The organism is Celeribacter sp. (genome assembly GCF_048270365.1).
GTDB lineage: Bacteria > Pseudomonadota > Alphaproteobacteria > Rhodobacterales > Rhodobacteraceae > Celeribacter.
This window is the reverse complement of record NZ_JBLWTA010000004.1, coordinates 236301-249392: the sequence shown is the minus strand read 5'-3', so window position 1 is coordinate 249392 and position 13092 is coordinate 236301. Positions and strand designations below refer to the sequence as shown.

The 13092-nt window shown below is 60.0% G+C and carries 15 protein-coding genes and 1 riboswitch; of the genes, 8 read left to right on the top strand and 7 right to left on the bottom strand.

Features of this window, described 5'->3' with window-relative positions; genetic code table 11:
• The first annotated feature begins 71 nt into the window (after positions 1-71).
• From ACN0X0_RS07745 to tenA, 5 genes are all read left to right on the top strand, one after another.
• Positions 72-593 (top strand): CBS domain-containing protein, encoded by a 522-nt coding sequence (locus ACN0X0_RS07745; protein WP_417278677.1) that lies wholly within the window; start codon positions 72-74, stop codon positions 591-593.
• 113 nt (positions 594-706) lie between these two features.
• Positions 707-803, top strand: a riboswitch (TPP riboswitch).
• A 55-nt stretch (positions 804-858) separates the two neighbouring features.
• Positions 859-1656, top strand: coding sequence for a hydroxyethylthiazole kinase (gene thiM, locus ACN0X0_RS07740; RefSeq protein WP_417278764.1), 798 nt, complete (start codon positions 859-861; stop codon positions 1654-1656).
• Positions 1653-2276, top strand: a complete 624-nt coding sequence (thiE, locus tag ACN0X0_RS07735) for a thiamine phosphate synthase (RefSeq protein ID WP_417278676.1) — start codon at positions 1653-1655, stop codon at positions 2274-2276. The genes thiM and thiE overlap by 4 nt, the downstream gene beginning before the upstream one ends.
• Positions 2273-3076, top strand: a complete 804-nt coding sequence (thiD, locus tag ACN0X0_RS07730) for a bifunctional hydroxymethylpyrimidine kinase/phosphomethylpyrimidine kinase (protein WP_417278675.1) — start codon at positions 2273-2275, stop codon at positions 3074-3076. Before thiE ends, thiD begins: the two co-directional genes overlap by 4 nt.
• Positions 3073-3753: a thiaminase II gene (gene tenA / locus ACN0X0_RS07725; protein WP_417262338.1), complete on the top strand. Its 681-nt coding sequence runs from the start codon at positions 3073-3075 to the stop codon at positions 3751-3753. Before thiD ends, tenA begins: the two co-directional genes overlap by 4 nt.
• 3 nt (positions 3754-3756) lie before the next feature.
• On the opposite strand, the gene ACN0X0_RS07720 is transcribed toward tenA, so the two are convergent.
• The 6 genes from ACN0X0_RS07720 to ACN0X0_RS07695 are packed head-to-tail and all read right to left on the bottom strand — an operon-like array spanning position 3757 to position 9518.
• A complete protein-coding gene (locus ACN0X0_RS07720; protein ID WP_417262339.1) occupies positions 3757-4218 on the bottom strand; it encodes an HAD family acid phosphatase in 462 nt (153 codons plus the stop codon).
• Positions 4215-4754 (bottom strand): histidine phosphatase family protein, encoded by a 540-nt coding sequence (locus ACN0X0_RS07715; protein WP_417278674.1) that lies wholly within the window; start codon positions 4752-4754, stop codon positions 4215-4217. Before ACN0X0_RS07715 ends, ACN0X0_RS07720 begins: the two co-directional genes overlap by 4 nt.
• Positions 4751-5767 carry an MBL fold metallo-hydrolase gene (locus tag ACN0X0_RS07710; protein ID WP_417278673.1) on the bottom strand — a complete coding sequence of 339 codons (1017 nt, stop codon included), beginning with the start codon at positions 5765-5767 and terminating at the stop codon, positions 4751-4753. The genes ACN0X0_RS07715 and ACN0X0_RS07710 overlap by 4 nt, the downstream gene beginning before the upstream one ends.
• 51 nt (positions 5768-5818) lie before the next feature.
• Positions 5819-6859 (bottom strand): ABC transporter ATP-binding protein, encoded by a 1041-nt coding sequence (locus tag ACN0X0_RS07705; protein WP_417278672.1) that lies wholly within the window; start codon positions 6857-6859, stop codon positions 5819-5821.
• Positions 6847-8550 (bottom strand): ABC transporter permease, encoded by a 1704-nt coding sequence (locus ACN0X0_RS07700; protein ID WP_417278671.1) that lies wholly within the window; start codon positions 8548-8550, stop codon positions 6847-6849. The genes ACN0X0_RS07705 and ACN0X0_RS07700 overlap by 13 nt, the downstream gene beginning before the upstream one ends.
• Positions 8550-9518 (bottom strand): ABC transporter substrate-binding protein, encoded by a 969-nt coding sequence (locus tag ACN0X0_RS07695; protein WP_417278670.1) that lies wholly within the window; start codon positions 9516-9518, stop codon positions 8550-8552. Before ACN0X0_RS07695 ends, ACN0X0_RS07700 begins: the two co-directional genes overlap by 1 nt.
• Positions 9519-9698: 180 nt before the next feature.
• On the opposite strand from ACN0X0_RS07695, the gene ACN0X0_RS07690 reads away from it, so the two are divergent.
• The 3 genes from ACN0X0_RS07690 to ACN0X0_RS07680 all read left to right on the top strand — a co-directional run bounded on the left by ACN0X0_RS07690 (position 9699) and on the right by ACN0X0_RS07680 (position 12610).
• Complete coding sequence (locus ACN0X0_RS07690; RefSeq protein WP_417278669.1) at positions 9699-10466, top strand: DeoR/GlpR family DNA-binding transcription regulator; 768 nt, start codon at positions 9699-9701, stop codon at positions 10464-10466.
• Between the two features lie 97 nt (positions 10467-10563).
• Positions 10564-11664, top strand: coding sequence for a chorismate synthase (aroC, locus tag ACN0X0_RS07685; protein ID WP_417278668.1), 1101 nt, complete (start codon positions 10564-10566; stop codon positions 11662-11664).
• On the top strand, positions 11657-12610 hold the full coding sequence (locus tag ACN0X0_RS07680; protein WP_417278667.1) for an AEC family transporter: 954 nt from the start codon (positions 11657-11659) through the stop codon (positions 12608-12610). Before aroC ends, ACN0X0_RS07680 begins: the two co-directional genes overlap by 8 nt.
• 86 nt (positions 12611-12696) lie before the next feature.
• Here the strand turns inward: ACN0X0_RS07680 and ACN0X0_RS07675 are convergent, their stop codons facing one another.
• A complete protein-coding gene (locus ACN0X0_RS07675) occupies positions 12697-12984 on the bottom strand; it encodes an HU family DNA-binding protein (protein ID WP_167601248.1) in 288 nt (95 codons plus the stop codon).
• Between the last annotated feature and the right edge of the window lie 108 nt (positions 12985-13092).

Sequence of the window (13092 nt, the reverse complement as noted above, 5' to 3'; positions counted from 1 at the left end):
CTCCCGGTCGGAAAAAGTTTACTTGAGCGCGAATTCCACTACCCTGAAAGACAGTTCAGGGAGGAATGAACATGCCAGCTTCTTATACCCCAAAGACCCGAGGCGCCATGGCAGACCAACACAGCCATAGCCAAACCATCGCGACCAACATGTCCGCAGCGCAGGCGACCGTCGGCGATGTTTTGGCAACCAAAGGCGGCGACATCATCGCCATTCGCCCTCAGGACACCGTGCAACATGCCGTTGAGATCATGAGTGAAAATCGCATCGGTGTCGTTCTGGTCAAAGACGCCCCAGGCGCGCTTTGCGGCATTCTGTCCGAACGCGACATCGTGCGGCAATTGGCGCAGACACCGGGGCAAACCCTGCCCAAAACCGTCGATGCGCTGATGACGACAGAGCTAAAGACGACCACGATGGACGAGACCCTCGTCACCGTGTTGCGCCGCATGACCGACGGGCGGTTTCGTCATCTTCCGGTGATGGAGGGAGAGGCTCTGATCGGGCTGATTTCCATCGGCGATGTGGTGAATTACCGCCTGACCGCGCTGGAATATGAGGCGTTGAAGCTCAAACAATTGATTGTCGGCTGAGACCAAACGCCCGCCACATGTCCGCGCGTCGAACCATCCGCGTTCGGCGGGTCTTTTTCAGGCCCGCGACCTCTCCACTTGACGTCCCTGCCCAAGAATGCGAGCACTCACAGAGTGAGCGACAGGGGCGCTCGGGGACACCCGGGCTGAGACGAACCCTTAGAACCTGAACCGGGTAATGCCGGCGGAGGGAGGCGCGTGAGAGACACCAGCGCCAAACCCGCCGTCTCTTTCGATCTCCCCGCCAGCGATGGAGGAGATCATGATGGACCAACCGGGTCAAAGCCTTGCCAAAATGCGCGCAACAGCGCCCTTGGTGCAAAACATCACCAATTACGTCGCCATGAATGTCATGGCCAATATCATGCTGGCCGCAGGCGCCTCTCCCGCCATGGTCCATGCGCGCGAGGAAGCCGCCGAATTCACCGCCCTCGCACAGGCCCTGACGATCAACATCGGCACCCCTTCCCCCGCCTGGGCCGAGGCGATGGTGGAGACCGCGCGCACCGCGCATCGGCTGGGTAAGCCTTGGGTCTTTGATCCTGTCGCCGTCGGTGCGACCGGCTATCGTCGTGACCTTGGCGTGCGCCTTTTGGCCTGCAAACCCACAGTCATTCGCGGCAATGCCTCTGAGATTCTGGCGCTGGCGGGGATGCAAACAGCGGGCAAAGGCGCCGATGCCGCCGATAGTGTCGAGGCCGCCAAGGACGCCGCTCGCGATCTGGCCCGCCAGACCGGTGCGGTTGTTGCGGTCACCGGCCCGATTGATGTCGTCACCGATGGTGCGTGCATCGCGGAAATTGCCAATGGTCACCCGATGATGCCCCGTGTCACCGTTCTGGGATGCTCCTTGACCGGGATCGTCGCCGCCTTTCTGGTCGACCAAGACCCGTTCGAGGCCACTGTCGCCGCCCTCGCCTATTATGCCCTGGCCGGAGAAATGGCCGGAGAGATGGCAGGTGAGGCCAAAGGCCCCGCCTCCTTCCAAACCGCCTTCATCGACGCGCTTTATGGCATGAGCCCCGAGGCGCTGAACGACGGCGCAAGGATCAGCCTGTCATGAGCGCTCTCGATATTCCTCCGCTTTGTTTCATCACCGAACCGGCCACGCCCGAGGCGATGATCGACCAAAGCATCGCCGCCGCAAAAGGGGGCACCGGATGGGTGCAACTGCGACACAAGACCCTGCCAGACGCAGAGTTCGCCGATCTCGCCCGGATCCTGATGACCGCCTTGGAGCCGCTTGGCGCCAAGCTGGTGATCAACGATCGCGTGGAGGTGGCCATCGCCATAGGCGCACCGGTTCTGCACATCGGCCAAAGTGACGGCAACCCCGCCGACATCCGGCGTCGGATCGGCCCGGACATGATCCTCGGCCTCTCGGTCGAGACCAAGGATCAGCTTGCGACCATTCCCCCCGGCGTCGATTACCTCGGCGTTGGGCCGATCCGGGCGACCGGCTCGAAACCCGATCACGCCGCCCCCATCGGCCTCGATGGGTTCGCGGACATCATATCGCAAACGCCGCTGCCCTGTCTCGCCATCGGCGGGGTGACCCATCACGACGCCGCAGCCATCAAACACTCCGGCGGCGCGGGATTGGCGGTGATTTCCGCCATCTCGCAAGCCGACAATATGGAGGTCGCAAGCCGCGATCTCCTCAACGCATGGAGGGACGCATGATCCCGAATATTCTCACCATCGCCGGCTCCGATTGCTCCGGCGGCGCGGGCATTCAGGCCGACATCAAGTCGATTTCTGCCAATGGCGGCTATGCGATGTCCGTCATCACCGCCCTCACCGCGCAGAACACCCGTGGTGTAACCGGCGTTCATCTCTGCCCCACGGCCTTTATCGCGGCGCAGATCAAAGCCATCCGCGACGACATCCGCCTTGATGCGGTCAAGATCGGCATGCTGGGCGATGCTGCAATCACGCAAACCGTGGCAGGTGCCATCTCCGATCTCGACTGCCCCGTTGTGCTTGATCCGGTAATGGTCGCGAAAGGTGGGGATCGGTTGTTGCAACAGAGCGCCGTCTCAGCCCTGCGTGCGTTTCTTCCACAGGTCTCCGTGATCACCCCGAACCTGCCCGAAGCCGCCGATCTTCTCGACTGTGCCGAGGCCAAAACCTTGGACGACATGCGGGAGCAAGCTCAGTCCCTGCGCGCACTTGGGCCAAAGGCGGTTTTGCTCAAAGGCGGACATTTGAGCGGTCCTGAAAGCCCCGATCTGCTTGTCACGGACGATGGAGAAACCTGGCTCGAAAGCGCGCGGATCGAGACGAAAAACACCCATGGCACCGGCTGCACCTATGCCTCTGCGCTGGCCACGTGGCTTGGCGCCGGGCTGAGCCTGCCGGAGGCCGCGAAACGTGCCAAATCCTACATCACAGCCGCCATTACCCACGCGGACGAGCTGTCGGTCGGCGCGGGCCATGGCCCGGTGCATCACTTCTATTCCCTACAAGGACGTCAAATATGACTTTCACCCAAGAGCTGGCGCAAGAGACCCAAACCCTGCGCGATCAAATCCACGCCATGGCATTCAACCGCGAATTGGCGTCGGGCACTTTGCCGTCGGAAACCTTCCAAGGCTACATCATTCAAGACGCCCATTACCTCGAAGGCTTCGCCCGCGCCCTGTCCCTTGCCGCCGCCAAAGCCCCCGATGCACAGGCCGTGGCACAACTTGCCGGATCAGCCGCAGGGGCCATCGCCGTCGAACGCGGGTTGCACGGCCATTACATGGGCCTTTTCGGCATCACGACCGCCAGCTTTGAAGCCACAGATGTCTCAGCCGCCTGCGATCACTACGTGTCTTTCCTGTTGCGCACCGCCGCAATCGGGGACTTCCCCGAAGCCGTCGCGGCACTTTTACCCTGCTTCTGGATTTACCGTGATGTCGGCAAGGAAATCGCTGAAACCAGCCCCCCAGAGAACCCCTATGCCGAGTGGATCGCCACCTATTCCGGCGAGGCTTTCGACGAAAGCGTCACGCGCATGTTGGCGCTGACCGACCGCGTTGCAGCCGGGGCCAGTTCCGAGACTCGCGCCCGGATGCATCATGCGTTCAAGCGCAGCTGCTGGCATGAATGGCGCTTTTGGGACAGTGCCTACAATGGTGAAGGCTGGAAAGAAATAGAGTCTAATCCAGCTTAAATCTTAAAAATCGCCCGGCGCGCATTGCAGGCAGACAAGACCCTCTGCGCGCCAGGCCTCCACCACGGAACTGCGGTCATCAATGACGAGCCAGGGGGCCAAACCATCGGCTTTCATCTCCGCCAGAGCCCGGCGTTTGACCTCCGGATCGCTGGCCTCGTCCTGATCCGCGGCCCGCAGGTAAATGCCATCAAACGGCAGCTCATGTTTGCGCAGCCACGCCATCGTATGCTCGGCCCAGCCCGCCGGTCGTCCGGAACAGATCACGATGGTCTCGCCGCTGTCTTTCAAGCGGCGCAACAGCTTGGCGACAGGCGCAATCAACGGCGCGTCGGACATGGCGTGATGAAACTCATCCCATTGCTTCTCAATCCCGTGCACGAGATGCCCGAGTTTGCCCGCATCGAACTCCGCCAAAGTCCCATCCACATCGAAGACCACACAGGGTTTGCCGAGGTTCGTCATAGCTCTGTCTCCTTGAAAATTTGACCCGACCGCGTGAACATCAGCGGCGTGGCATTTGGGGGGCGCGAGCCGACATGCCCTGTGGTCCAAAGCAACCGCGCGGCGCGGATGACACCGGAGTGACAGACCAGAACGGGCAAGGCGTCCTCGCTTGTGTCACAAATCTCGACAATCGTCTGCGCGACGCGTGAGAGCATATCCGGCCAGCTTTCGCCGCCTTCGGGCGTGGCCTCGCGATCCGGCTGCTCGCTCAAAGGCCGCCCCTCAAAAAGCCCCCAATCCCGCTCGCGCAAACCGTCATGCAGGGCATAAGGCAGATCTGGAAACGCCAATTCACAGGTCTCGCGCGCCCGTGACATCGGGCTGGCGTAGAGCACGATATGCTCCGGCCACATGCGTTTTGACAGATCACGCGCCTGCTCCCGACCTCGCTCCGTCAGCGAAACATCCGTGCGCCCGGCGATGATCTCATCGGCATTGGCCGTGGTCTCGCCGTGGCGGATGAGGCAGAAACCTTTGGCGGGAAGAACGCTCATAGCCGCACCGGATCATGGAGGAAAATCTCCACGCCCAAATCTTCGACCAGATAATCCTCTGGCTGTGCACAAAAAGCGGGCGCGAAGCGTTTTGCACCCAATCGGTCAAGCATTTTGATCTGATCGCGCAGCGGTGGATGCACGTTCCAGCGCTGGAAATACCCGCCGGGCACCGCGCAAATCCCACGGGCATGGGCGGTCATATGGCCGGTGAACACGACATGCGCGTCACGCCCCAAACGCCCGCTTTCATTCCACGCCCGCACATAGCCCCAAGCCGCGCCGCCATCGGCATTCGGCGTGTCGCAAATGAGAAACCGGGCCTGCTCCATCGGACCACGGTTCAGAAGCGGCGCGATTTCTTGCACCTCGGGGCTCAGCGTCTGGCTGGCGAGCGCGGCACGCAAGGCAGACTGACACTCCGGGTCGAGCATGACGCTTTCCATCCCATAGCGCCGGATCAAATGCAGCGCCATTTCACCGGCGCGTCCGGATGGCGGCACAGGCAAAAGCACTTGGCCATGCAGACCATCGAGCAAGGCATCCAAAACCGCGAAACGCGCAGACTGTGGCACATCGTCGAGGTGATAGGAGCAATCCAAAATGGCCGTCGCGGCGGGCGGCGGCAGATCGAGCGGGAACCAATCCGATTCCTCCGACCAATCGCCGGAATAGAACAGACCCTCGCCCAGATCGAAATGCATCCAAACCCCGCCCATCGCATGACCGTTGCGCCCGGTGGTAAGCTTGACGCCATGGATGTGGCTGTCACCTTGTTCGGGCAACAGATTCACCTTGGCGGCGGGCGGCAGGGCCTTGGCGGTCTGAGCCGTCGCATAGATCGGCAAGCCAGCCTCCACCGCATAGGAGGCACCCCCGATATGGTCGATATGGTCATGCGTGATGAACACGGCCTCGGCGCCCTTGAGCCACTCCGGATTGAAGTGCGCGTTGGCCTCGGGACCGAACCCGCAATCCAAAAGCCAGATGCGGTCGTCGATGGTGAGTTGCATGCAAGCGGGGCCCTTGTCCCCGATGCCGGAAAGAAGTCTTACGCTTTGCATTTAATCCTCGGAAAACGCCCAGGGGGTCGTGATGGTGAGCCCAAGCTGCGCACCCACGTCAAATTTCGCCCGCGTCTCCGCCAGCAGCCGTGTGCCGCAGGCGGACACGGTTTCAAGGAGGTATTTGCCCCCCAGATAGGTGACCCGCGCCACCTTGGCGCGCAAATCGCCGGTCTCGGAAATCGATAGGTTTTCGGGACGAAGGCAGACATGGCTGACCTTGGACTGCGCTTCGCTTGCAATCGCAATCCGAGTGCCCAGAATATGCGCGTGCAGCTGGTTTTCGCCTTGCTCGACGGCCTTCACAGGCACCACAGTGCCACGCCCGACAAATTCGGCGACGAAACGGTTTTTCGGACGTTCATAAAGCGTCTGAGGCGTATCAAACTGCTGGATTAGACCCTGATTCATCACCGCAATGCGATCCGCCATCGCCATGGCTTCGGCCTGATCATGGGTCACATAAACCATGGTGGCACCGGTGCGTTTGTGGAAATCGGTGAACACCGCCTGCATCGAAGCGCGCAGCGCGACGTCGAGATTGGCGAGCGGCTCATCCAGCAACACCGCATCCGGCGCGGAGACCAGACAGCGCGCCAAAGCCACCCTTTGGCGTTGACCGCCGGACAGATCGGAGGGCATGCGATCTGCGTACTCGGTCAGGCCGGTGGCGGCCAATGCGGCATCCGTTTGCGCGGCGATCTCAGGTTTCGTCAATTTACGGATTTCGAGCGGATAGGACACGTTGCGACGCACCGACATATGCGGCCAGAGCGCGTAAGACTGGAACACGAAGCCGATGTTGCGCTCTTCGGGCGGGACCATATTGGTCGCCGTCGCCACGTCCCGCGCACCGATACGGATCGTCCCGGAGCTCGGCATATCGAACCCAGCCAAAAGACGCAAAAGCGTGGTCTTGCCGCAGCCCGACGGCCCCAGAAGCGCGACGAATTCGCCGTCTTCGAACCGGGTTGTAATGTCCTGAAGCGCAGGGGCGCCTGCGAAAACCTTGCCCAGAGACGTGATGTTTATGTCTGCCATGGGACCACTCCTTTCGGAAAACGACGCGAAAACAGCTGGATTAGGGTCATAAGTGCCATGACAACGAAGACGATGGTCATCGCCAAAGCACTCGCCATCGCGGTTTCGCCGCTGTCGTCGAGATTGAAAATCACCACGCCCAGGGTCTCGGTGCCCGAAGACCACAACAGCGCAGAAACCGTGAGTTCATTGAACGCGGTGAGAAAGACAAGGATTGCGCCGGCCGCAGCCGCAGGGGCGGACAGCGGCAGGATGACATCACGCAGGCGTTGAAACAGACCCGCCCCCACCGATTGCGCGGCTTCGGCCATCGCCGGATCGAGCTGTTTCAGGCTGGCCTGAACCGGGCGGAACATCACCGCGAAGAAGCGCGCGAGATAGGCGAGGAAGATGATCCAGATCGTGCCGTAGAGCGTCGCGTCGGTGAAAGGCAGCTTGATCAGCAACAGGATCATCGCGATCGAGAGGACCACGCCGGGCAACGCGTAAGGCAGATCGAGCAGGCTGTCGAAGAGGCGCGAAAGTCGCGTGGGATGACGTTCCATGAGCCACGCCAGCGGCAGGCAGATGAGCATCAACACGACGGCCGCGCCCAGAGCGAGGCTGAACGAGTTGACAAAGGCACGGGCCGTCACGGGTTGGCGAAACAACACCTCCCCCCAAGAGACCAGCGTCATCGTGTCGAAACGCAAAGGGACGCCGTAAGCGGGCACGAGAGAGGTCGCCAAGAGGCCAAACATCGGCAGGACCAGGATCACGAAGACCACGGCCCAGAGCAGGATTTCTACCGGCAAACGTGCCGAACCCAGTGGAATAGCCAGCGGACGAGAGGTCGAACCGACGAGATACACATTCTGCCGACCTTGGAAAAATCGTTGCAGGAGAATGCCGACAATCGCGACCGCGCCGATCAGCATGGCCAGCACGGAAACCTCGGCCAGCACTGTCGTGCCCATGCCCGCGAGCTTTTGATAGACCAGCGTCGGCAGCGTCACATAGCCCGCCGGAATACCCAGCATCGCCGGAATGCCGAAATTACCCAGCGCGGTAACAAAGGTGATGGCGGTCCCCGCGGCAAGACTCGGCAGCGTCAGCGGCGTCACCACCTGCCACCACGTCCGAAAGCCCCGCGCGCCGCTGATCCGGGCGGCTTCGACCACCTCTTGCGGAATGGCCCGTAGCCCCGCGCGGAGCGTCAAAAAGATGATCGACATATGCTGAATGCCGAGCAGAAGAATGATGCCCTCGGGCGAATAAAGCGGCTGCGGCGCGCCAAGCGGCGGGGCAACGCCGAGGGTCTTCAAGAGCACCGAAGACGGTCCCATGATTTGTGTCCAGGACAGCGCCGTGATCTGTGGCGGGATCATCATCGGGATCATCAGGCAAAAGACCAAAGCCGCCTTTGCACGCAAATCGGTGAGCGCGACAAGAAAGGCAAAAGCCGCTCCCAAAACCACGGAGACCAACGTACCAAGACCCGCTGTGATCAGCGAATGTTTGAGTGCATTTAGGGTCGAACCTTGCGCAAGAACGGATTTTGCAAGCGACAGAGAGGGCACACCCTGATCCGTGACGCCCTCGATAAAAAGCCGCAAAACGGGTGCGAGCGTCAGACAAAGCGCAAGGATCAGAATGGCGGAAAGCAGCCGGGATTCGGACCGGCTGCCTCCTTTTTGTAGGGCGGATTGCATTATTCTGCGCCGAACAGTTCAGTGAATTTCGTTTTGTTGACCTCGGCATTGGCAAGCGCGTCAGCCGGATCAAAAGCCATCAGTTTGATGTCTTCGCGTGCGGGGAAACCCGCAGGCACACCCATGCCATTACGCGCCGGGATATAACCCATGTCGAGAACCAATTCCTGCCCCTCTTGGCTCAGCACGAAGTCGACGAATTTCTCGGCGCCCTCGACGTTTTTGGCGGAAGACAGGATCGCCACCGGCTCGGTCACATAGGACACGCCTTCCTCGGGAAAGACGAAGTCGACCGGGGAGCCGTCCGCCTTGTTGCGGATCGCGAGGTAGTCGACGACCATGCCGTAGGGTTTCTCACCGGAAGCGACGGCTTTGAAGGTGCCGCCATTGCCGCCCTGAGCCCTGGCCTCATTCTCGGCGAGTTTGCCGTAGTAGTCCCAGCCGAGGTCCTGATCGCCCGTGAGCGTGGCAAGATGGATCAGCGCGGCGCCGGAATAGAGCGGCGACGGCATGGCGATCTGACCTTTGATTGACGCATCCTCGAGGTCTTTCCACGAGGTCGGCGCGGTCTCAATACCGGTGTTGTAAACGATGCCGGTGGTGATCAGCTTCGTGGAGTAATAATAACCCTCAGGCGAATAAAGCGCCGCGTCATAGTTGCCGGCTTCGGGCGATTGATAGGCGTGCAACAGACCCTCTTGCGCCATGCCTTCGAGCGTCACGGTGTCGGCGATCAAAAGCACGTCGGGTTGCGGGTTGCCCGCTTCGATTTCGGCGCGCAGGCGGGCCATCAGTTTGGTCGTGCCGTCACGCACCCACTCAACTTCGGTGCCCGGATTGGCCGCCATGAAGGCATCCACGGTCTGCTGTGCATCGGCATTCGGTTGCGAGGTATAGATGGTGATCGTATCTGCCATGGCGGTGCTGGCCATGAGGGCAAAAGCGGTTGTGGTGAGGACGGTCTTCATGGGGCTCTCCTGCGGTTTGGCCTGAAGATTTCGCTTTCGTTCGAAAGCATTTGACAAGGGTCTTATTTCCGCGCCCCGCAACAATTTTGTGACAAAAAAGTAACTTTTTTAATGATATTGCGCAAAAAAACGAAGCCGCATAACCTTGTCGAAACTCAAAGTCATTTTCGAAGGAAAATCATGAGGCGTTTGGATTTGGGGGAACGGCGTGATCGCATCATCGCGCTTTTGTCAGAACACGGAGAGCTCTCTGCGGCAGAGCTGTCCGACCGTCTTGCTGTTTCGGTTCAAACCATTCGCACAGATTTGCGCGATCTGGATGAGGCGGGATTGGTCCAACGGCGCAATGGTGCCGCGCGCCTCCGACAGCAAAGCGAAAACATCGGCTACCTGCCGCGTGAAAGCCTCTCACGGCAAGAAAAACAACGGATCGCCCTCGCCGTCAAAAACCTGATCCCGAATGGCAGCCGCGTGGCTTTGGGCACTGGGACGACGGTCGAACATTGCGCGCGCCTGTTGGCGTCTCGTGAGAACCTTTTCGTCGTCACCAATAGCATCCACGCCGTCTGCGCCCTGCAATCCGCGCCGGGGGTTTCGGTGGAAATGGCGGGCGGCACGGTGCGGATGCGGGACCTCGATTTGATCGGTGTGGCGTCCCTTGAGTTCTTTGCGAACTACCGTGTCGATTACGCTGTTTTCAGCTGTGGCGGGCTGTCCTCCAGCGGCGCCGTGATGGATTACAACTCCGAGGAAGTGACCGCCCGCAAAGCCATATCCAAATGCGCCAAAACGACGATTCTGGTGATGGATAGCGAAAAATATAACTTGGATTTGGCCTGTCAGCACGGGCGCCTCTGGGACTACGACATCGTCGTGACCGGCGCCCAGCTTTCCGAGGATGTGACACAGGCCTGCAACGCGCATCAATGCCGGATCATTCATGTTTAAAGACCCCCAGGGAAAATTCGATCAACATCCCCCTCATCGCATTGATTGCCCAAAGAAGTGACATCGGTTAAAGCAAATCCAACGCGAGGAGCCCGCCATGAGCATGAACACATTCGGACATCTTTTCCGCTTCACCACCTGGGGAGAAAGCCACGGACCCGCTTTGGGCGCTACGGTCGACGGATGCCCTCCGGGGATCGAGATCACTGAAGAAATGCTTCAGGTCTGGCTCGACAAACGCAAACCTGGCACCTCGAAATTCACCACCCAGCGGCGCGAGCCCGATCAGGTGGAAATCCTCTCTGGTGTGTTCGAGGGCAAGACCACCGGCACGCCGATCCAGCTTATGATCCGCAACACGGACCAGCGCTCGAAAGACTACGGCGAGATCGCGCAGGCGTTTCGCCCCGGTCACGCCGACATCACCTATTTCCAGAAATACGGCATCCGCGATTATCGTGGCGGCGGGCGGTCTTCGGCGCGGGAAACCGCCGCGCGCGTGGCCGCGGGCGGGATCGCTCGGGCGGTTTTGGCCGAATTGGTGCCTGATCTGGAGATCAAAGGCTATATGACCCAGATCGGCCCGCATGGCATAGAAGGCCCGCGCGATATGGCCGAGATCGACAACAACCCGTTCTGGGTGCCCTCTGCCGCCACGGCGGACACATGGGCTAACTACTTGGGCGAAATTCGCAAAAACGGCTCTTCTGTTGGCGCCGTTATTGAAGTGGTCGCAAAAGGTTTGCCCACAGGCCTCGGTGCACCGATTTATGCAAAGTTAGACACGGATTTGGCCGCTGCGATGATGTCTATCAACGCCGTCAAAGGGGTGGAGATTGGCGAAGGCATGAACTCCGCCTGTCTCACCGGCGAAGAAAATGCCGATGAAATCCGGATGGGGCCGAATGGGCCTGAGTTCGGGTCTAATCACGCAGGCGGGATCCTTGGTGGGATTTCCACCGGGCAGGATGTCGTCGTGCGCTTTGCCGTGAAGCCGACCTCTTCGATCCTAACTTCGCGCAAAACCGTGACGAAATCCGGCGAAGACACCGATTTGATCACCAAGGGCCGTCATGACCCCTGTGTCGGCATTCGTGCCGTGCCTGTGGGCGAAGCGATGATGGCCTGCGTGCTGCTCGATCATCTGCTGCTGCATCGCGGTCAAGTCGGCGAGGGGCTTCGCGGTCACATTGGCTGAGCTTCTCACAATTTTAGGCATCACCTTCCCGATCTTCGCCATGGTCGCTATCGGCTATGCATCGGTCACCAAAGGCGTGTTCCGTCCGCAAGACATGAGCATTCTCGGCGGCTGGGTGATGAATTTCGCCCTGCCCGCTCTGGTCTTCGGCGCCATCGCCTCGCGTCCGATTTCAGAAGTCGTCCACTTCGACTACATCACCGTCTACCTGTTTTCCGGCCTGTTGACCGCAGGGCTGATGTTTCTCTGGTTCTCCGTTGCCACCGATCCGGGACGGCGCGGTGTGGTGATGATGATTTCCTATTGCCCGAATACAGGCTTTATCGGCTATCCGATGTTTCTCATGCTGGTCCCCGACCATGCTGGGATCATTCTGGCGATGAACTTCCTCGTCGAAAACATCATCTTCGTCCCGCTTGCCCTCATGGCCATCGAAGCCGGCAAACCGCGTGAAGATCGCAAAGGCAACGCCCTTCAACAACTCGGGCAAGTCCTGAGAAACCTGATCAAGCGTCCGCTGATCATCGCCATTATCCTCGGCTTTGTCATTTCCGCCCTTGGCCTGTCCCTGCCCGGCCCGGTTCACAAACTCATCGATCTGGTGGCGGGCTCGGCCTCCGCCGTTGCGCTTTTCGTGATTGGTGGCTCTCTTGTCGGGTTGTCTTTTGAAGGAAACCTGCGTCTGGCCGGTCAGGCCGCCGTGGGCAAGTTGATTGTCATGCCGCTTTGCACGGCGCTTGTGATCTTTCTGGTCGCACGTTTTGGCGTCACTCTTGATCCGGACCTGCGGACGGCTGTCCTGATTTCCGCGGCGCTTCCGACCATGGCGATCGCCGCCCTGTTTGCCCAAGAAGTTGGACGTGGCGCGCTGGCCTCTCTGTCGATCCTCGTAAACACACTCGCGGCCTTTATCACGCTCAATATCGTGCTGTTTCTGGTGGTTTAGGGTCTATTTCCCGAAACACAGGACCCGCCAAAAACGAAAAAGGGCCGCGACCCGCGCGACCCTTTTCGATAATCAGTCAGAAAGACTTAGCCGTTCACGCTGTCTTTCAGCGCTTTTGCGATGGTCATTTTCACGACCTTGTCGGCTTCTTTCTTCATCTGCGCACCGGTCTGCGGGTTACGCACCATGCGCTCCGGACGCTCACGGCAGTAGATTTTGCCAACGCCGGGAAGAGTCACAGCGCCACCGGCGGAGACTTCTTTGGTGATGAGGGAGGTGATCGCCTCGAGCGCCGCGCCAGCGGATTTCTTATCAGAACCCATTTCTTCGGCGAGTGCAGCCACGAGCTGGGTTTTGGTCATCGGTTTCGTCATGTCTGTATACTCCTCGTACGCCCCCCTTCGATTTGGGGGTTATCGCGCATTTCTAAGCGAATATTGAGGGGGCGCACAACGCCTAGTGTACTAATCCGAAGCTTTTTC